This window comes from Desulfopila sp. IMCC35008 (assembly GCF_010646885.2).
In the GTDB taxonomy this organism is placed as follows: Bacteria; Desulfobacterota; Desulfobulbia; order Desulfobulbales; family Desulfocapsaceae; genus Desulfopila.
The window spans coordinates 1,875,107-1,896,893 of sequence record NZ_CP050700.1 but is presented as its reverse complement, the minus strand read 5'-3'; the positions used below and the strand labels follow the sequence as shown (position 1 = coordinate 1,896,893).

Genomic DNA, 21,787 nt, shown 5'->3' with positions numbered 1-21,787 from the left:
ACTATCCATATGCCACTTGTTTAAGTCGTACTAATAGGTAAAATAGGTGTGTTAATTAACTAAATCACAAACTGACGGAGCTGCCATGAAGGTTGTTATTCTTGCTGGAGGTTATGGTACTAGACTTAGCGAGGAAACTGGTGTTATCCCAAAACCAATGGTGGAAATAGGTGGCAAACCGATTCTTTGGCATATTATGAAAATATATTCATTTTATGGCTATAACGAATTTGTGGTTTTAACTGGTTATAAGTCACATGTAATTAAAGATTATTTTGTGAACTACTATAATAGATATTCTGATATTACCGTTGACATGACGAACAATACTGTCTCTTTGCATAAGACTCACACGGAACCATGGAGGGTTACAATGCTTTATACAGGGCAGGATACCATGACTGGAGGCAGGCTGAAAAAAGCGCAACGCCATTTAGAAGATGAACCGTTTTTTCTAACTTATGGTGATGGTGTAGCCGATGTTAACATATCGGCTCTTGTAGATTTTCATAACAAATCTTCTGCAATAGCCACTTTAACCTCAGTGCAGCCTGTAGGTCGTTTTGGAGTTTTAGATATATCAAAGGATAATAAAGTTAAAAGTTTTGTCGAAAAGCCTGCAGAGGGTGGTACTTGGGTAAATGGCGGTTTTTTTGTTCTAGAGCCAGAGGTTTTTAATTATATAGGGGATCATGATGAAACCGTAAGTTTTGAGGAAGAACCTCTTACTCAATTGGCATCTTCTGGTAATTTGAATGCTTATAAACATGAAGGATTCTGGAAGCCAATGGATAATTTGAGGGATAAGAATGAGCTGACTAAGATGTGGGTTAACGGAGTAGCACCTTGGAAGATATGGTAAGCTCTATGTTTTCTAACACCTACAAGGGGAAAAGAATATTAATTACTGGAGATACCGGTTTTAAAGGGAGCTGGTTGGTCTTTTGGTTACAAAGGTTAGGTGCAGAGGTTTTTGGGCTTTCCCTTAAGCCTCCGTCAACCTTGTACCATTCTAACTTGCTTGATCTGGATTACCCAAAATATACCTGTAACCTTAGTGATATTCATGAAACATGTAGAGTGGTAAAGAAAGTAAAACCTGATACAATATTTCATTTAGCTGCTCAATCACTTGTTCGAAAATCCTACCAAAACCCATATGAAACATTTCAAACAAATATCATGGGTACAGCATCTTTGCTGGAGGCTGTGAGAGAATGTGATTCTGTAAAAACAATTATTGTTGCAACAAGTGACAAGTGCTACCACAATACGGAAACAGGTGAGCCATTTAAGGAAGATGATCCTCTTGGTGGCCACGATCCATACAGCGCATCTAAGGGGGCAGTAGAGATTGTTGCCCAAAGCTATCGATCATCATTCCTAAATAACCAAGGTGTGCTTCTTTCTACTGTGCGTGCAGGAAATGTAATTGGTGGTGGTGATTGGGGAGCAGATAGGCTTCTTCCAGACCTTATGAAATCAGCATCACAAAGTAAAACCTTGGTTATTCGTTCACCCAACGCAGTTCGACCCTGGCAACATGTCCTTGAACCGCTATCGGGGTATCTTCTAGTTGGAGAGAGGCTATATTTAGGTGATGAAACATCGGCAACTGCCTGGAATTTTGGCCCAACTGAAGAAGGACATTTTACTGTTGAAGAATTAATAGCCACTGCTCATGATTGTTGGCAAAAAGTTAAGTACTCTACTGAAAAAAACACGTATCACGAAGCCACCCTTCTCAAACTCTCATGCAAAAAGGCAGAAGATTATTTGCAGTGGCAACCAATATGGGAAGGCACAGAGGCTATTGTAAAAAGTGTCGAGTGGTATCGTTCATACTATGAAAAAAATGAAATCCTCACAGAATATCATTTTGATGAATTTGTGCAGTCAGCAAAAGAAAATGGTGCAGTATGGGTAAATTAACAATAACGACTTCTCACCTAAATGGAGCTGCAATTATTAATGCTAGTCCAAACGAAGACGAACGAGGGTCATTTAACCGCTGTTTCTGTTACAATGAGCTTTCTGAACTTATGGGGGAGCAGCAAATTGTTGCAGTGAATCACTCTCGAAGCGACGAGATCGGCACTATCCGTGGAATTCACTATCAACGTCCTCCTTTTGCCGAAATAAAGATGGTTCGCTGTCTCAAAGGAAAGGTGTTTGATGTGATGGTTGACCTTCGGAGTGAATCAGAAACATTTCTGCAATGGCACAGTGAAATTCTTTCCTCTAAAAATCACAAAATGATGTTCATTCCTGAAAGTTTTGGACACGGATTCCAAGTGTTAGAGCCTAAAAGTGAACTCCTGTATCTTCATACCGCACCGTTTAAAGTGGAGGCTGAAGGTGGAGTTCTCTATAACGATCCTGCGATAGGCATCAAGTGGCCACTTGCGGTGACTGAAATCTCTGTACGTGATCTTTTACACAATCCTATATCTATTGATCGTTTTACACTTTAGCTTATAGCTGAGTTTATTCATGAACAGTGTTGAAAAATTAAAACAGGAAATTCTCGAAAAAACTGCTCTTTATTTTGAAATGGTTCATAAAGAAAAAATGAACGAACCGTTTGTTGCAGGAGAGAGCAGAGTAAACTATGCAGGGCGTTTTTTTGATGAGCAAGAGATGGTCAATCTTGTGGACAGTTCACTTGACTTCTGGCTAACTCACGGCAAGTATTCCTGTGAATTCGAGAAGAAATTGGCTGAGTTTTTAGAGGTGAGTTGGGCACTCCTGGTAAATAGTGGGTCATCAGCCAATCTACTTGCATTTATGGCTCTTACTTCACCTCTTTTAGAAGACCGACAAGTTAATCGTGGAGATGAGGTTATTACTGTTGCAGCAGCATTTCCAACAACTGTGGCACCCATTGTTCAATATGGAGCTGTACCTGTTTTTGTAGATATAGAATCTAGAACCTGTAATGTTAATATAGAGCTTCTTGAAAATGCTATCTCTACAAAAACAAAAGCGATTGTGTTGGCTCATTCGTTGGGAAATCCTTTTGATGTAGTAGAAGTAAAAGCATTTTGTGAAAAGTACAAACTTTGGCTTATCGAAGATAACTGCGATGCTCTCGGTTCACTAGTGAACGGACAACTTACAGGAACATTTGGTGACATAGGAACTAGCAGCTTTTACCCCCCTCATCACCTGACAATGGGTGAGGGTGGGGCAGTTTATACGTCGAACCCTCTTTTAAAGAAGATTATGCTTAGTTTACGTGATTGGGGACGTGACTGTTCTTGCCCCAGTGGAACTGATAACAAATGTGGTAAACGCTTTTCTAAGAAATTCGGAAAACTTCCTCTTGGGTACGATCATAAATACGTTTATAGCCATTTTGGGTATAATTTAAAAGCAACAGATATGCAGGCTGCAATAGGTGTGGCACAGCTTGAGAAAGTCGAGCAATTTTCAAAGGCTAGGCGTAAAAACTTTGAGATAATTAAAAACTTGCTCAAACCTTATCAAACTCATTTGCTTCTTCCGGATAATTGTGAAACAGTAGAACCAAGTTGGTTCGGATTCTTAATACAGGTAAAAGAGACCGCACCTTTCTCTCGAAATCAAATCACCCAATTTCTGGAAAAGAATTCCATTCAAACTAGAAATCTTTTTAGCGGAAACATTTTACACCATCCTGCTTTTGAAACCCTTACTGAAAATGTTGACTATCGTATTGCCAGTGAGCTCACCGAAACAGACAAAGTTATGAACAACGGTTTTTGGATTGGCGTATATCCAGGAATGACCGATGCTAAACTGAGATATATGGTGAACATGATTGTTCAGTTTATTAGTACATATCAAATTAAATGAGAATACCGTTCTAAATAATTATATTTAACACAAATGTCATTATCGTTTCGATTTTTTGTTTTGTAAACCGAGGTGGGATTAAAAAGAGATACTCTTAAAGGAAAGAGGATCATTGAGAGAAAATTGAACAAGAGAATACAATGAAAGTGTTAGTAACAGGTGCGACAGGTTTTATTGGTTCAAAAGTTGTCGATGAACTATTACAACGCAGGATTGATGTTGTTACCTCTTCACGAAGTGATTATATTGAAAAATCGATCTCTTGGTTTGGCAAAACAATTCATATTTTTCATGATATTCATGACAAAAAGACAGAAAATCTCTTTGAAAAATTTTTGCAGCCAGACTGTATAATTCATTTGGCTTGGAGTGATCTGAATAATTATTTTGCAGACTCTCACCTTTCAACTCAACTTCCAATTCATAAAGAATTTCTTTTAAATTTAGTTAAAAATGGTGCATCTCAAATTGTGGGTGCTGGAACCTGTTTCGAGTATGGGCTTGCAGAAGGAAAACTTAGTGAAGAAACTAGAACTTCACCAGTTACACCTTACGGCGAGTCGAAAGTGAAATTACACCATTATTTAAAAGGACTTACAAGGGAGTTCAACCTCACCTATCAATGGCTTAGATATTTTTATATGTATGGTGAAGGACAAAACACTGCGTCGCTTATTCCTCTTTTAGAAATAGCCATTAAACGAGGGATGAAAACATTTGATATGTCTGGTGGAAAACAGGAACGTGACTTCCTTCCTGTCGAAAAAATCGCGCATTACACCGTTGGTGTGTCTCTTCAAAAAATAGTTACTGGTGCGATAAATATTTGTTCAGGAAAACCAATTTCAGTCAGCAAGTTTGTGGAAAATTATTTGAAAAAGGTTGGTTCAAATATTGAACTTAACTTAGGGTGTTACTCTTACCCAGATTATGAACCAATGTCATTTTGGGGAGATAGTCAAAAACTACAAAGAGCTATTGGGAATGGCTAATATTCTACATATAACCCCTCATTTTGGTGGTGGAGTAGGAACTGTACTGCGAGCACTAATTGATGGAATCGCAAAAAACAGTGATCATAAGCAGGAAGTTGTCTCTTTCGAATATCTTAACGAAAAAACAATGAGGTGGGTTGAGTTAAATAGCATTGCTGCTTATTCAGACGTCTTATCAGATAGCGAGTGGCTGCAGAAAAGAGTTTGCAATGCCGATATTGTCCATATTCATTTCTGGAACCATCCAGCCTTATATTATTTCATTTACACCATTTCTGGACAATCTGCTCGAATAGTGATGTGGTCACATGTTAATGGGCACTTTGCTCCCTATCTTTTTAATGATGCAGTAATTGATTTTCCAGAAATATATGTCGTTTCAACCAAGTACAGTCTGTCGCAAAAAAAATTATGCTGTAGGAGTAACAAATGGAAATCTAAACATCTTCGTACAGTTCATTCTACTGCTGGGTTAAATGGATTCGATAAGATTGAACCAATGGAGCATCGCGGAATTAACGTTGGATATATTGGAACTGTAGATTATGTCAAAATGCATCGAGACTTTATCAATATCTTTTCAGAAGTTCAAAATCAAGAAGCCAATTTTATAGTTTGTGGGGGTAACAGTCACGAAGATGTTCATCGTGAAGCAGAGCAAATTGGTATTGCAGATAGATTTGACTTTCTTGGCCAGGTTGAAGATGTCAAAAGTATTCTTACAAAAATCGACATTTTTGCTTATCCGCTTAACAGAGAGAACTACGGTACAGGAGAACAGGTTCTAATTGAAGCCATGAGTGCGGGAATACCACAAGTTGTGTTTGCTGATGGGCCAGAAGAGATAGTGGTAGAAGATGGAGTGACAGGGTTTGTATGTAATAATAATTTGGAGTTTTCAAAAGCAATAGATCATCTTTGTAATGATGAAAAATTACGAAAAATAATGGGACGCAACTCTAAGCAAAGGGCAAAAAAATATTTTAATTTTGATAAATCACTTAAGAAGTGGCTTTCCATTTACGATGAATTATATTTAAGAGATAAGAATGTTTCTCATTTTGAAGTTGTTCAAAGTGGAGACATTGCAGTTGATCTATTCTTATTGTCACTTGGAGAGTGTAAGGCACAAGGCATATTTGAAGAGATTTTTCAGTATTATCCTAATGATATTCCAGTCTCTCTCCTGAAGCAAGCAAAAGAGTTGCCTTCAATATTTAAAAGTGAAACTCGTGGAAGTGCCAAACATTACAACTCATTTTTTAAAAGTGAGAGACTTTTTACTTTATCAAATCAGATATGACTCAGGAGAGAATATTATGGCGGAAGTAAAACCAAATGTTGATACAAATAGAAAACGTCTTGCCGACATAATCCCTATAGAAGCCCCATTCACTGTTTATATAGAGCAAACAAGATTTTGTAATATTAAATGCTTTTACTGTATTCACTCTACTCGAGATGATGAAAGTGGTGCATTTAAAAAACTAGGATATCCTCTTAAACATATGGAATTTGCAGACTTCCTAAAGGTAATTAATGATCTTGCTGAATTCCCCAAAGGGAGCATAAAAAGAATAGTTTTTTCTGGATTAGGAGAACCACTCACTAACCCAATGCTACCTGAGTTTGTAAAAATGGCTGTCGAAAAAGAAATAGCTGGAAGAGTTGAAATCATCACTAATGGCTTACTTCTCAGCAATACTACTGTTGATAAACTTTTAGATGCAAATATCACGAATATTAATGTATCAATCCAGGGAATATCTGCACAACAATATAGAAATGTTTGTGGAAAAGATGTTGATTTCGATAAGTTTATCAAAAATTTAGAGTATCTACAAATGAAGAAGAAAAACACCCAAGTCTATATCAAAGCAATTGATGCAGCATTTGAAACTCAAGAAGAGGAGGATATGTTTTATAAATTATTTAGTCCCCTTGCAGATAGGATCTATGTTGAGCATCTTGTTCAAATGCAGCAGCATCATGACAAAATCAAAGGTACTGTAGATGCCTCCAAAGATTTTTTTGGAAAAGAGTGCGACCCGAATAGGAAAGTATGTGGTCAATCTTTCTATTTTCTACAAGTTGGTTGCGATTTAGATACATTTCCTTGTCCGGTACCTGGTCTCCCTAAAACTCTATCAATGGGTAACATAAAATATAATACGATATTAGATATTTGGAATGGAAGGAAAAGAAAAGAGCATCTAAAGACAATGCTTAGGTTAGAAAAGGATACAATACCAGAGTGTACTGGATGCACTTGTTTTAATGCCATAAATGATGAATCCGAATATTTAGACAAGGATGCCTCACGGTTGTTAACCCTTTTTGAAGATTGATCTATGAATTCTGAAATTAAACCAAGTTATTCTGATAAAAGGCATAAATTGTCAGAGGTTGTTCCTTTGAGTACACCTTTTAGTGTGTATGTTTATCCAACAAATTGTTGTAACTTTCGTTGTTCATATTGTGCTCATTCTATGAGCGATACGGAACTAAAAAAACGGTATGATTTTAAGAAAGGCACGATGAGCATGGAAACATATTCGAAAGTCGTTAATCAACTTGGTCAATTTTCAGAAAAAATAAAGTTACTCTCTTTAACTGGCGTAGGAGAGCCCCTGTTAAATAAAAACCTTCCTGATATGGTTAAGATTGCTAAGGACTCTAACTGCTTTGAAAAGATTGAGTTTATTTCGAATGGATCCTTATTAACGCCTGAAATATCAGATCAATTAATTGAAAATGGTTTAGACACACTAAGAGTATCTATACAAGGGATTACATCAAAAAAATATAAGAAAGTTTGTGGGGTCAAAATAGATTTTGATACTTTTATGGACAATCTTCGCTACTTTCATGAAAATTCTGGTTCTTCAAGTCTGTTTGTGAAAATTTTGGATATTGGCCTTGATAAAGGAGAGAAGGAAGATTTCTATAATCTTTTCGCCGACTGTTCTGACAGGATGTTCATTGAAAAGGTTCAGCCAACTTACGACGGGGTCGAAATGACATCTGAGTTGATTTCAAATTATGATCGCTATGGAAGAAAAATTGATAAAAGACTAGTATGCCCTCTCCCATTCTATATGCTTGGAGTTTTTCCAGATGGCGATGTGCAGCCTTGTGACAACCTTTATCGTCCTGTTATTTTGGGCAATGTTCATAAAATAACAATCAAAGAAATGTGGTTTTCTGAAAAATTGCAAAACTTTTGGAAAATGCAGCTCAGAAAAGAAAGGTTGAAAGATCCAAAATGTTCTCTTTGCTGTGCCCCTAATGACGTAGCTCACCCCAAGGATATTCTTGACAATGAATGCAGTGTTCTATTGGAGAAATTGAAATGATTGCCTCTAAAATGGAAGGGCAAACCACCGGAGGAAAACGCACTATACTTGCAAATGTTATTCCTCTTAATACACCATATCTCGTCCAAATATTTCCTGTATACGCTTGTAACTTCAAATGTAAGTACTGTATTCATTCCGTCCCTTACAAAAAACGAAGTTTTATTTCGAATCAACAAATTTTGGATTACGATTTATATAAAAAATGCATTGATGACTTAACATACTTTCCAAAAAAAATAAAAATGCTTCGCTTTGCAGCAACTGGTGAACCTCTTCTACACCCTCAATTACCAGAAATGATAGATTATGCAAAAAGACGATCCATTGCTAATTCTATTGACATTGTCACAAATGGTTCGCTCCTAACTCCGATATTGAGTGAATCTCTAATTGACGCGGGATTAGATTGGCTGCGTATATCAATACAAGGTGTTTCTGAAAAAAGATATTATGAAGTATCAGGTGTAAATATAAATATGGATGATCTTGTAGATAGAATCACTTATTTTTTTGAAAATAAAGGTAAAACAAAAGTTTATATAAAAACTATTAATATTGACATGGATAAAGAGGATAAAAAGCTATTTTATAAAACTTTCGAATCAATTTGTGATAAAATTTCGATTGAAAATCTCGCCCCAGCAACATCTCATATCAACTATTACGAAATATCCCATCAAACCCTAAATAAATCTCAGAATGGCAACCCCTTAACTACCGCTGAAGTTTGTCCACAACCGTTTTATATGATTCAGATAAATCCTGACGGAAATGCTGTTCCATGTTGTGCCATGGAAACAGCAACTGTTATAGGTAATATTAGGAATGAATCAGTTGTGAAAATCTGGAGAGGAGAACCTCTTCGTGAGTTCAGGAAAATGATGTTGGAAAAAAAAAGAGAGAATAATGTAATCTGTACGACTTGTGTTAACTTTCGCTATGGCATGTTTAAGGAGGACTTGCTTGATGAGAAGGCTGACCTTTTACTGCAGAAAATTTATAAATAAATTGGAATTGATATGAAGTCTCCTAAAGATATGTGGGCAATACAGATTGAAGTTACTAATGCGTGTCTTTTCTCTTGTTCGAATTGTACAAGATTTTGCGGGCATCATAAAAAACCATTTTTTATGGATTGGGAGACCTTTGTGAGAGCGGTAGACTCTCTAGAGGGGTTTGATCAAATTGTTGGAATTATCGGTGGTGAACCGACCCTCCATCCACAATTTGAGCGATTCATTGATCACCTATCTGAAAAATATGGACCAAGACTCAAGCCGAATGTTCTCAAAATGCCTATGAAACCATCAGAGTTTGCAGAAAATGTGCGTGTTAATCAGCACGACCATTATGATCGTATCACTGCAGATGGCAATACAAAGCGAGCTGGCCTTTGGTCCACAATGCCAAATCAGTATTACAAATCTTATGAAAAAATTCACGAAATATTTGGTCAACAGGTACTGAATGACCATAGGAATAATAGTATACACCAACCCATACTTGTAAGTAGGAAAGATTTGGGTATAACGGATGAGGAGTGGATTCCAATTCGAGATAAGTGTTGGATCCAAAACCAGTGGAGTTCTTCAATAACCCCAAAAGGAGCTTTTTTTTGTGAAGTAGCAGCTGCACTTGATACACTTTTTGATGGTCCAGGAGGGTGGCGTATAGAAAAAGGTTGGTGGAAACGTGAACCAGAAGATTTCCGAGATCAAATTCACTGGTGTGAAATTTGTGGCGGTGCGCTACTTGACAAAGGTCGCCTCGCTAGTGATGGAATAGATGATGTTTCTGAGACTTTGATGAAAAAAATTGAGAGAGTTGAAAGCCCCAAATTTCTGAAAGATCACGTAAGGTTAATTAAAGGGAAAGATGACAATACAGACAATGAGAAGATGAACTCTGGTATCTATCTAAAAAATGAAAATGATCGTCTATCTAATGATAACCATGTTCTGTGTCCAAGATCTATTTCTGCGATTATTCCGAATCTTCCAGATAAACCTCAGATAATGAATTCCTCCTTTGTTACAACATTCAAGAATGTTGTAACAGCTGAGAGAATTACCTATACAAATGATGATGTTTCTCTTTTTGTTGTAGAGCAATACAATTCAGAATTCCAGTTTGGTTTATTTTATAATAAGCTAATCTCTGAATCAGGAGCTGATGATTGGCTCTATTTTACATATTCATCTGAAAACACACAAACTGAAAAGGTTGTGACGCTCAAAGGTATGATTCTTAATCCAGGGTGCGTTTACTGGTGGAATGAACCGAATGAGTCTAAACACTACCTATTTTCAGCGTTTGCGCAGGCATTAAAAAAGAGTGGATTTGATGGAATTGCACAATGTCAAACTTTTGATGATTTTATTAATCTCTGGGAAATGGACAAGGTTATAGAACTAAATGATTTTTTTATTACATTTATAGAGGATTAAGGGTGCAGGAAGATATCAAGTTCAGCGTAGTGATTCCTCATTACAACTCTAATTTTCTTATCGAAAGGGCGTTGAAATCAATTCCTGTTAACAAAGATATTCAAATAATAGTAATCGATGACTTCAGTACGGAGCATTCGATTCGAAAAATCGCGAGAAAGGATGAGTATTCTCACGTTGAATTTGTATTCCCTGATAAAAAAGTAACCTCAGGTGGAGCAAGAAATATTGGGATAGATAAGGCTCAGGGTGAATACGTTTTCTTTGTTGATAGTGATGATTATCTTGCCGAAAACGCGATAAATATTTTCAATGAAATTTCTGAATCTAAAAAAGATTTATACCAGTTCCGAGCTGAATCATTTTTAGAAGAGACTGGTGAAATTGGTTCTGGGACGAGGTTAAAACATTTCCTCAAATACTACGAAATGGAGAATCGTGAAGGCCTTTTATGCATTTTAACTCCTTGGGGCAAACTCATCCGTAGAGGGTTTCTTGAGGAAAACGACATACGCTTTAGCGAAGTACCTCCAAATCACGGTGATGACATGTTTTTCAGTACTCAGGTAGCCGTGCATTGTAAAACCTTCGAATTCTCTAAAGAGATCGTTTATTTTGTGAGTCAAGGGCCAAATAACAGCACAAGTTCACATAATGCTGACTGTTATGTCGGGCTGCTTAAGCAAACAATACTTTGCAACCAGCTAATAAAAAAGTGTCGACCCATAAATACATTCAACTTTTTCAAAGATATCCGGAACAGAAGATGGATTGATATTGCCCTCCAAGTCAACGATCAGCGATATTCATTGCTTCATCACACCTATCTCAAATCACTCCCTATTTCAGTTGTGTTATACTGGAAATACTTGAGCTATTTCGGTAAACTTCAATCACCTCAATTTCACTTTTCCTCTTCACGTAATATTGATATATGCTATGTTCTTCGTCAAGGAACAAGAAAAAAGCTGATAGTTAACTTTAATGATTTTGGTTCTTTTCATAAAGAAGCATCGGAAAAAGATAGATACCCATATTTTTTTGTAAATAGTTATCGCAAAACTAAGCAATCTGTTTTGGATTTGCGAGATTTTTGGGGAGAGTATGGTGTCTACTACCTTCAACACAATGGTGATAAAATTGATACAGATATTAATGAGTGTATAATTCAGGCGATTAGAGTTCTTGGAATAAATAAAAACGATGTTTTACTTTTTGGAATAGGGAAAGGAGGCAGAGCAGCAATCCACTATTCATTAAAATATAACTATGCAAACTGTATTGTTATCGACCCACATTCCTGTGATATTTTTAACCAATTGATATCTGAAGAAATATGTGAACAGGTATTAATTGACATGAAAATTGACAAGAAGTACTTCTTGTGTGACAATGATGTCAAATCTTTTGTTGGGAATGGTAATCGTAAAATTTTTACAAGCCAAAAAAAGTTTAAAGATAAATACGTAAAATCTATTTGGTATGATTCTCTAACCAAAACAATAGATTTGAGCGTTTTAACGTTTTGATTTCAAATCCTAGTTAAAATAGAGAGCAACATAAATTGATCTAAAAAATCTTATATCTATTGCGCAATAAAACAATACGATTTTCATAAAAAATATGATTATGATTCATCTACACCTCTATTTGATTTAGATATATAACTTTTGTAAAATATCTTTAATGATAGAAAGATTTTATGTCGATACATAAATAATTCAACACAAAAATACTATTAAGTAAAAAATGAATTTACTTGGCAGCTCCTTCGTAAACAAATAACCAAAGGAATGCTTTATGAAAAAGGTAGGTATTCTAAATTTTCATTTTTCTCGTTGGAATTATGGCGCAATCCTTCAGGCTTCTGCGCTAGATTATGCAATAAATCGAGAAGGGTACCAAGCAGAACATATCGATCTTGTTCCTAAAAGAACCAAACCAGTTTCAAGTTATTCTTCTACAATTCCAGATCGTAACAGATTTGCAGATAATCCTGAAGTATTTGATGATTTTCGAAATCAATGGATGCACAAATCGCAAAAACGTTATGAAACGATTGAGGAGTTGGAAAACGCATCGTTTTCATATGATGGGATTGTTGTTGGAAGTGATGGTGTATGGTCTTATAATTGTACTGGTGATTTTTGGTCAGCATATTTTATTCAGTTTGCAGATGATACTATCCAAAAAATTAGTTATGCACCAAGTTTTGGTATGCCAGTTTATGATGCAGCTGATAACATTGAACTTGTCGAAGATGTAAAAAGGGAACTTGCTCGTTTCAACAGTATTTCAGTTCGCGAAATTTCGGGAATTGATGTATTGAAGAAGACCTTTAAAATAGATACATCGAATGTAGTTCACGTTCTTGACCCAACTCTTTTGGTAGGTGAATCATATTTCCAAAAGATTTTAGATGTTGAGAAACCTGATGTTTCCCACATCTCAAAAATCGTATATCACAAAGCAACCCATGACCCTGATCTTGGAGATACTCTCAGACATATTGAAAAAGAGTACGATGTCAAGCCTGAAAATATTCTTTCGCAAAAGTATAATACAGAGAATGATGAACCAAGGTATAAGTTTAGCACGGTTCCTGAGTGGATCTTGAAAATTAAAAATAGCCAAGTAGTTATCACAGACTCTTATCATTGTGTTTGCCTAGCGATTCTTTTTAGGAAAAAACTGATCCATCTTCCTTCGCCTACATCTCCAAATCCTTATAAAGACTGTCGGTTGATCAGCCTCTTTGGACTTTTAAAACAGAATTTTGATCAGATTTCGGTTAATCATGATTCAATTAGAAATTGCGATCTTTTCGAAGATTTTCTACATTATCCAACTATTGAAAATGAGTTAGCGGTGCAGAGAAAGTTATCTCTAGTTTTCCTTAAAACTGCTCTTAGAAAGCTGTAGGTTGTTATATGAATAAAGTTGGGATTCTTAGTATTCATTACGGTACTTGGATGCCTGGCCCTTCACTCCAGGCTGCATCATTAAGTTATGCAATACGTCAATTAGGTTATGAAGTTGAACACATTGATTTCATACCAAAACGAAATAAACCGGTTTCTAAATCGGTGTTAAAGGTACAGTTTCGTAATCGTTTTGCCAAAAATCCAGAGGTGTTTGAAGATTTCCGTAAAGAATGGGTTCCTAGATCATCTCATGTATACCGTACCCTTGAAGATTTAGAGCAGGGTGAATTTAACTATGATATTGTTATCGTAGGTAGTGATTCAGTGTGGGCACCGTCTGCGACAGGGGAGTTCCTGCCAGCATATTTCTTACATTTTCTAAATGACAAGAAAGTTAGAAAAATTGCATATTCTGCTAGTTTTGGCCAAACTGATTGGGATGTGTTGTATCCCAGTCCAGAGTTAGAAAAGATGTTGAAAAAATATTTGAAAAACTTTTCTGCTATTGGTCTCCGCGAATCTTACGGAGTTCTACCACTTCGAAACATTGTTAATGTTGCAGTTGAAAATGTTCTAGAACCGACTTTGCTGTTAGATAAACAATATTTTCAACAAATGCTTCCTGTAAATCCAATATCGGCTGCTCCGGAAATTGCATATCACAAAATTCTTAAAGATGATACTTTTAGAGAAAAATTAAACATAATTGAAAAGTCATATTTAATGTCTTCTGAAAATATTTACAACTACGAAAGGTTGAATAGTGATAATGAAAAACAATACTTCTATAACACAATGGATGAATGGTTATTTAAGATAGCTAACTGTAAACTGGTTCTTACTGATTCGTTTCATTGCTTGTGCATGGCTATTCATTTTGAGAAAGAATTTTACTTTTTGCCTGCCGAAGAAGAAATAAAACTTCTTAATCGACCATCTAGAGATATTCTTTCAAAATTAAATTTAATGAATCGAGTTTGCTTTGACACTAAAGATGTTCAAATGAAAATCAGAAACAATTCAAAAATTGTATATGAAATAGTAAATTCACGATTGGCAAAAGAAAAGTTATTTTCTCATAATTTTCTTAAAATGATATTAAAAGATGAATGATATTGTATTAATTCGATACAATTACGTCATAGGTGGCACTCGGAATCATGACTAATAAAATAAACTTAATGGAGTACTTTGCCGTAACTAGCATCAACTCACCCAAATCTTTAGTTTCAATACGAGATATTATAAATGATACAAAACGTGATTTTGATATCTGTATTCATGATTATTCACCAGATTGGTACATGGGAGCTTCAGTAGAAACCTGCGATGAAAGACTTGTCGCTACTGAAGATGATCACGCATTTTTTAAAAATTGCCCAATAATTCATATGCCTCCTTTCTATATACTAACAATTGAACACTTAAGAGTTTATGGACACACTGGGATTTACGTAACCGGAAATAATGAACTAATATATGAATCTGCGTTAAAATTTGGAGTAGACTGGAATCCTAACAGATTAGATCAGTTCGCTCTTTTTAAAGAAGGACAGATAACTCCGAATATACTTCTATCTGATAACGATAGAGTTCCTGCTCCTCAATTTATTAATGCGATTGTAACGATATTACCTAACTTGTATGATGCATATGGACATCAACTTGTAGAAATATTTTCGAATTTTTTAATCATGAAAGATTTGGAAACGCAATATTTGTACTGTAAATATTCTGAGTACCCTTTTGTTCAAGAAGCTTTTGACTTTTTAGGAATACCAAAGGATCGTATTATACCAGCAACTGTAAATCAACAATTAATATTTAGACAATCAAATATTATCTTACCTAAGCATCATAGTATTAAAGCTTCTCAAGTAAATAAAGATCTAATGAAGGAACTCGGATTTACTAGGTTGGACCAAACTGAAAAGATTTTCATATTGCGTAGATCAAAAAATGAATCATATATTAATTTACGTTATATTATAAATAGAGAAGAATTAAGACACTATTTAGTTCAAAAAGGATTTAGAGAAGTTCATTGGGAAGAACTAAGAATAACAGAAAAAATTGAAACTATATCTAAAGCGTGTTTCATAGTAGAGGATTTTTCTTCTGGGAATTTAAATACCGCTATGTGGGCAAGAAATAATACAAAGATTTTAAGAATATACTCACCTGCTATTAAGGATACTATTCCTCGTGTTGATGAAAGACTTTTGATCGAAAATGTCTATGGAGTTATTATTGGCGACAATTTACAGCCACCTGAGTTTTTAAATGAGGCCTGGCGTCAGCACTTTGAGGTTGATCAAAATTTTCGCCGTAACAATGCCTGTTTCACTGTTGATATCGAAAAACTAGATTATGTAATTACTGAAATGGACAAAAGGTGATTCTATAACTACGAGAAAAATTATAATTGTTTAATTAATAACTATAGTAATACATTATATATAATACACTTGTTGACATCTAGGAAAAAACCATACCACATTATTTGAGTTTACACTGCTGATCACGATAGATGTCTTCTTGATGTTCGTATGGCTAACTTAGTATATGAATTCTAGTTGGAAGACATTTCGTACGTTATTAACCCGAATAAAATAAATGCTTTTTACGCTACTCATATATTCGCGATGGAAAGAGTAATTCATTTTCAACGATTGCATTTTAATTAGGACTCGCCTCCAATTGGCTGTAAAAAATCTGTTCTAAATTTTTTGACTAACATATTTATATGAACGAAATCCTTTTGGTTAATAATTTTTGTTGCGAATTGATAATAAGAATAATATTATTACCATTTTGAATACTGTAAACAAATGATAAACGGGTAGTTAATTGAAACCTCTCCAATTCAAATCACATATATCGGATATAAACCAACTTAGTGATTCATTATTAACCCACAATATTAGGTACTTCAGGTTTTACTCCTGTGGATAGAAATACTGTTGATAATAGTCAGTAGCGTTTCGGATAGAGGACTCCATTTTTTCACCAAATATTTTACTAAAGCATTAGATACCATTGTTAATAGTTAACAGCCCTAGCTTAAATTTAAGTTATTTTTGAAATTACAATACTATTGTTAGGTGTTAATATTCGCATCAATATATTTAACTGAAAAATATAGCTTCTTGATGGACTGTAGTACTAGAATATAGTGATTTTTTTTAAAACAAGTCTAAGGAATATAGAAAATTTATATTTACCGATACGACAGGATGTAATGTTTCCAATAATTTGTTCTATGCACCTTTGTTTAACTGTAATATAGCAGATCTTGACCTATTTTTAGATTATAGGTATTGTATTAAAGAAAGTGCTTTCGATAGAAAAGCATAAGAAATATTCTATTTTATCAAGGATAAAATAATGTGTTCAACCAATGGACTTACATTAGAAATGTTTACAGATTGGAATATAGAAACGTTTGAAGAAGAATTTTGTGAAATTTTCCAGAATGTAACAAAACTTAAAACAGATAAAGAGCTTAGTATTGCAATAATGCCTGCAGGAAACGCCGGCATTGACACCCTAAATCAAAATTGTTTAAGCGATAATATACAGGTTAAATGTTTTATTGACAATAATTGCAGCAAACAACACACTATGTTACAAGGTATCCCTGTATTATCTCTCAAGGAAGCACTGGTTAGATTCCCAAATTTATATGTAATAGTTGCCACATTATCTGCTGAGGTTAAAAAGAAAATAATTTCACAACTAAACCAAGAAAACACTCAACACATAACCTCTGATACATTTATTTATTCAAATATCAAGAAATACAAAAATGTTTTTAATATTCTATCAGACAATATTTCACGGAGGGTTCTAATAAACATCCTCAACTATAGGATAAGTAATGAAATCGAACATCTAATCGAAGTAGCAAGACCCGCTAAGTATATGTATTTTGAACCTGATATATATGCAGTTAATTCCAATGATACTTTTGTTGATTGTGGCGCATATAATGGAGATACTTTAATAGAGCTTATGAAAGTAACTGGTAATGAAATACAAGGATATTATGGATTTGAACCAAGTTCAGAGAATTTTAACAAACTTAAAATCATTGCTGGAAACAAGAAAAACTTTAACCTTTTCAAGAAAGGCCTCTACAAAAATGAGTCCTTATTAAAATTTGACACTGATAGGTCTACAGCATCATGTACACTTTCTGATTATGGAAACACAGAAGTACAAACCATCACTCTAGATTCAATATTGAGGAATGCTCACGTAAGTATGATCAAAATGGATATTGAAGGTGCAGAAATGGATGCCTTGATGGGATCTAAGGATACTATAAAAAGGACACGACCAGTTCTCGCAATTTCTACATATCATAAACCAAGTGATATAATCAATATACCAATTTTTATAAGTAGTATTGTACTTAATTATAATTATTATCTTAGGCATTATTATTTATATTTTGATAAAGACACAGTTTCCCATTGTGAGACAGTATTGTATGCAACCCCTCAAAGATAATGCAAATAAAATAGGACATAAATCAGTCTCTATGATCTCGTCTAAAGACTATACAGAAAGATGAGCTCCGGAAGATCATTTTACTATTTATCAGATTATTTAGGGCAGATTTTCACAAGTTAATTTTAAGAACACATGAACCACTATCTTATATTGCACTAAACAGCCTAAACTTTGTTAGGACATAATGTTGAGCATTTATTATTGCAACTAATTTTAATTTAAAAAATCGTAAAAAATATATATTTTTTTTTGAATAGTACAATGTTACTCAGAACCTATAATCGTTAACACTGAATGTAAAAGTGGAGTTTACATCATGTCTTTAAGTTGTTATTATAGAAAGATAGAAAACGTTTTACCATTCATACATGGGAAATTGTTAGAGGTTAGTAACGGACCTTTGAGATATACCGAATTAGATTCCAAATCAACTACTTTCGTAAGTGAGTATTATGGTGTTTCTTTAGGTGATTTATCAGAGTCAAATACTAATCATGAAGGTTGGGGTAAACAGTTTTTTCATTTCCCAAGTAATTCTATTGATTGTGCTTTATTGATTGATCTTCTATCACTACCATACTTCAGTTACGAAATTGTAAATGATGTTTTACGTATAATTAAGCCGGGTGGGTTCCTATACATATCAGAAAAGTTGGTCAATGCAAAAAAAGGAGAAATTGGGTCTGCAATACAATTTCATAAAAACACTTTGACAGAGGTACTGGAAAAAATTGGCTTTGTTGGAGTTGATATAAATGAACAGGTTTCGAGTAATTCTGATAAAGAACCAGATCGTTTTCAATGTTTTGCCTACAAGAAGCCAGCTACAACAATTTTTGATGATGCAAAAGATCATGAAATAGAACCAATATCACAAAACGGTAAATTGTGCATTATCCGAGCCAATGAGGGTGTTTATTCAGAAACATTCATTGACGACCATATTAAATATATCTCCAACAACACAGTTGTTGTCTGTGGTTTTCCTTTACCATTAAAAATATTAGGAAGTGAGTTTATCGCTGAAAGAGATAAAATTGATAAATTAGAAAATTGTACAGACCTTGAAAGGAATGCGGTTTATGCTGACTTATTAAGTCAATTTTTCAAAAGTAATAATGTTACTTCTGTTTTAGCTGAAAGCACTATCCTTGGATGTGCTGTTTTCAGGGCATGTTTGAAAGCTGAAGTTCCACTCATTATTCACGGTCTTGGCTTAGATGTTTACGCCCACTCTATAGTTAATAATTATAGAGAATGTTTTGAGGAAATGTTCCCTTTAGTCCATAGAGTAGTGGCAATGTCATCACATATGAAAAAGGCCATGATGGATATGGGGGCTCCGGAGGAAAAAATAGTATTAAATGCGTTAGGGGCAGATACACATCAAGTTAAGGCATCTCCGATTAGTAGTAAGAAAATATTTGTTGGAATTGGAAGGTTTGTTGAAAAAAAGTGTCCACAAGCAACGATCCAAGCATTTTCTATGCTTTTAAGTATTGAGCCAGATAGTCACCTTATTTTTGCTGGAGATGGTCCTTTATTAGGTGCATGTAAAGAGCTTTCTGTCACCCTGGGAATACAGCAATCGGTTACCTTCTGCGGAGTATGTACCCGTGAACAAACTAAAGTACTATTGAGAAATGCGAGGGCGTTTGTTCAGCACAGTGTAATTGCTAAGAATGGCGACCAAGAAGGGGTGCCTGTCGCAATTATAGAAGCTGGGGCAATGGCTGTTCCTGTAATTTCCACCTATCATAGTGGCATTCCTGATGTTGTTGAAAACGGTATTAATGGATTCTTGGTAAACGAATTTGATGTTGAGGGGATGTTTTTGGCAATGCGAAAACTTGCAGAAAATCCTGAATTAGCACAAAAGATGGGGGAACGTTTAAATGAAAAAATTCAAACAGGTTTTTCTCGTAAAATAACCATAGGAAGAATACAAAATATTATTCGTGAAATTGATAAACAGGCAAAAATACCATCATTTCATGATGAAATAAATGTACCTCCGTTACCCTATGATAGAAGCGATATAAACTTTTGTGTGCAGTTGGCAAATAATTATATAAATCAGGGAGATCTAACGAAAGCCATTATACTATTACTTGAAGGTTCTAGGTATGGTGATTTGCCAGAGGCCATTGAATCATTAATATCAACCTTGCTGCAGCATGAAGATATTGATAAGGAAGCTTTATCATCCTATTTTGAAAAAATTGGACAAAACCCTACACCTATTGCTCAGAATAGACTCAAAATCTTAGTGATTACAAACTTATTGCCACCTCAGGAAATGGGTGGATTTGGTCGAACAGTATGGGAGTTTATTGAATGTCTATTAAAAAAAGGGCATGAGATCTTAGCTTTAACTTCAAATATGCCTCAACACCAAAAATTCGACTTTGTTAACTATCAAGAAGTTGAGAGACATGTAGAAAGAGATTTGAAGCTTCTTGGTGACTGGGTTGATGGTAAGGTTGTATTTGAAGAAGATCAAAAAGAAATCAACCAGATAATTTCGGGAAATCATGAGAAAATAATGGAAGCAGTGAAGAAGTTTTCACCAGATACTTGTATGTTAGGAAACCTTGATCTTCTTGGGTATAATTATATTGCAGATATCGCTGATAGAAAAATACCGATGTTACATCGATTAGGTAATAGTACCCCAAGTTACCCTTCTTCATTTAAATTTGATCAAAATTATTATATCCTTGCTGGGTGTAGTAGTTGGTTAAATGATCATATTAAGAAATCGGGGTACGATATTTCTAACTATACAGTTCTCTATCCTGGTTCCCCCATCGAGTACTATTATAAATACTCGGATCCTCCGTTTGATATTTTACGAATTTGTTTTGCAAGTTTAGTTATGCCATATAAAGGTGCACAAACTTTGGTTGAAGCTCTTGGGTTACTTAAATTTAACTCTATTCCTTTTACGTGTGAAATTGCTGGAGATACAACCAACCCAGAGTTTGTATCTTCTTTAAATGATTATGCACAACAGCATGGTTTTGGTGACCAGATAGAATTTAAAGGTTTTTTGAGTAAAGAAGAAATGTCACAGATGTTTGGACGTTGTAATACACTAGTATTCCCTAGTGTATTTGATGAACCTTTTGGTAAAACTCAAATTGAGGCAATGGCAGCCGGTATTTGTGTTGTATCAAGTGGCACAGGAGGTTCAAGGGAAATTGTTAAAGATGGTGAAAATGGACTGGTATTTGAGAAAGAAAACGCCATCGATCTAGCTAACAAACTATCAACTTTACATAATAATAGAGGGTATTGGGTTTCTTTAGCAGCACAAGGAAAAGAAGATGCTTTTAATTTTACCACTTTAAAATCAGTAGAAAAAATAGAAAGAGAGTTTGATAAAATATTGAATTGTAATGCTTCTGTTGGAATTGGAGAATTCCCATAGTCGAGTTAATGGGTTATTTCACTTCTTACAACAATCTGCGTCTATTCTCTACCGCGCTGTTAGCCCCGTCAATGCCTAATTTAGTGAATAGGCCTCAACTAAATGCTCGTCGGAGAATCTTAGGGCTTGGCGGGATGGATTATTTCCCAGTTCCTGCCCTGATCTTTTTCCTTTTCTGGTCTGCCGAGCTGTAAGTATCCTGATTGCTGAAATTAAGATAACATTGATCCAAAAGTTGTTTTACCTCTTACCAACTGTCTAAGAATTATAACAA

General features: G+C 34.9%; 16 protein-coding genes. All 16 read left to right on the top strand.

Annotated elements, in window-relative coordinates; all coding sequences use genetic code 11:
* Nucleotides 1–85: 85 nt before the first annotated feature.
* A complete protein-coding gene (gene rfbF / locus GA520_RS08385) occupies nucleotides 86–862 on the top strand; it encodes a glucose-1-phosphate cytidylyltransferase (protein WP_163339285.1) in 777 nt (258 codons plus the stop codon).
* Nucleotides 856–1,932 (top strand): CDP-glucose 4,6-dehydratase, encoded by a 1,077-nt coding sequence (gene rfbG / locus GA520_RS08380; protein ID WP_163339384.1) that lies wholly within the window; start codon nucleotides 856–858, stop codon nucleotides 1,930–1,932. The genes rfbF and rfbG overlap by 7 nt, the downstream gene beginning before the upstream one ends.
* Complete coding sequence (locus tag GA520_RS08375) at nucleotides 1,920–2,474, top strand: dTDP-4-dehydrorhamnose 3,5-epimerase family protein (RefSeq protein WP_163339286.1); 555 nt, start codon at nucleotides 1,920–1,922, stop codon at nucleotides 2,472–2,474. The genes rfbG and GA520_RS08375 overlap by 13 nt, the downstream gene beginning before the upstream one ends.
* Before the next feature lie 19 nt (nucleotides 2,475–2,493).
* Nucleotides 2,494–3,837, top strand: coding sequence for a lipopolysaccharide biosynthesis protein RfbH (gene rfbH, locus GA520_RS08370; RefSeq protein ID WP_163339287.1), 1,344 nt, complete (start codon nucleotides 2,494–2,496; stop codon nucleotides 3,835–3,837).
* 140 nt (nucleotides 3,838–3,977) lie between these two features.
* Entirely contained in the window at nucleotides 3,978–4,829 is an 852-nt protein-coding gene (locus tag GA520_RS08365; protein WP_163339288.1) for an NAD(P)-dependent oxidoreductase, read from the top strand.
* Nucleotides 4,822–6,135 (top strand): glycosyltransferase family 4 protein, encoded by a 1,314-nt coding sequence (locus tag GA520_RS08360; RefSeq protein WP_163339289.1) that lies wholly within the window; start codon nucleotides 4,822–4,824, stop codon nucleotides 6,133–6,135. The genes GA520_RS08365 and GA520_RS08360 overlap by 8 nt, the downstream gene beginning before the upstream one ends.
* 16 nt (nucleotides 6,136–6,151) lie before the next feature.
* Complete coding sequence (locus tag GA520_RS08355; RefSeq protein ID WP_163339290.1) at nucleotides 6,152–7,180, top strand: radical SAM/SPASM domain-containing protein; 1,029 nt, start codon at nucleotides 6,152–6,154, stop codon at nucleotides 7,178–7,180.
* Nucleotides 7,181–7,183: 3 nt separating this feature from the next.
* Nucleotides 7,184–8,188 (top strand): radical SAM/SPASM domain-containing protein, encoded by a 1,005-nt coding sequence (locus GA520_RS08350; protein ID WP_163339291.1) that lies wholly within the window; start codon nucleotides 7,184–7,186, stop codon nucleotides 8,186–8,188.
* Nucleotides 8,185–9,198, top strand: coding sequence for a radical SAM/SPASM domain-containing protein (locus tag GA520_RS08345; RefSeq protein WP_163339292.1), 1,014 nt, complete (start codon nucleotides 8,185–8,187; stop codon nucleotides 9,196–9,198). Before GA520_RS08350 ends, GA520_RS08345 begins: the two co-directional genes overlap by 4 nt.
* 12 nt (nucleotides 9,199–9,210) lie before the next feature.
* On the top strand, nucleotides 9,211–10,638 hold the full coding sequence (locus GA520_RS08340) for a radical SAM protein (RefSeq protein ID WP_163339293.1): 1,428 nt from the start codon (nucleotides 9,211–9,213) through the stop codon (nucleotides 10,636–10,638).
* A gap of 2 nt (nucleotides 10,639–10,640) precedes the next feature.
* Complete coding sequence (locus GA520_RS08335) at nucleotides 10,641–12,167, top strand: glycosyltransferase family 2 protein (RefSeq protein ID WP_163339294.1); 1,527 nt, start codon at nucleotides 10,641–10,643, stop codon at nucleotides 12,165–12,167.
* A gap of 271 nt (nucleotides 12,168–12,438) precedes the next feature.
* Complete coding sequence (locus tag GA520_RS08330) at nucleotides 12,439–13,560, top strand: polysaccharide pyruvyl transferase family protein (RefSeq protein ID WP_163339295.1); 1,122 nt, start codon at nucleotides 12,439–12,441, stop codon at nucleotides 13,558–13,560.
* Between the two features lie 8 nt (nucleotides 13,561–13,568).
* The gene (locus GA520_RS08325) at nucleotides 13,569–14,675 is read left to right on the top strand and encodes a polysaccharide pyruvyl transferase family protein (RefSeq protein WP_163339296.1); all 1,107 of its coding nucleotides are present in this window, start codon (nucleotides 13,569–13,571) and stop codon (nucleotides 14,673–14,675) included.
* Between the two features lie 47 nt (nucleotides 14,676–14,722).
* Nucleotides 14,723–15,961 carry a glycosyltransferase 61 family protein gene (locus GA520_RS08320; protein ID WP_163339297.1) on the top strand — a complete coding sequence of 413 codons (1,239 nt, stop codon included), beginning with the start codon at nucleotides 14,723–14,725 and terminating at the stop codon, nucleotides 15,959–15,961.
* Between the two features lie 988 nt (nucleotides 15,962–16,949).
* The gene (locus tag GA520_RS08315) at nucleotides 16,950–18,077 is read left to right on the top strand and encodes an FkbM family methyltransferase (RefSeq protein WP_163339298.1); all 1,128 of its coding nucleotides are present in this window, start codon (nucleotides 16,950–16,952) and stop codon (nucleotides 18,075–18,077) included.
* Nucleotides 18,078–18,396: 319 nt separating this feature from the next.
* Entirely contained in the window at nucleotides 18,397–21,513 is a 3,117-nt protein-coding gene (locus tag GA520_RS08310) for a glycosyltransferase (RefSeq protein WP_163339299.1), read from the top strand.
* Nucleotides 21,514–21,787: the final 274 nt, after the last annotated feature.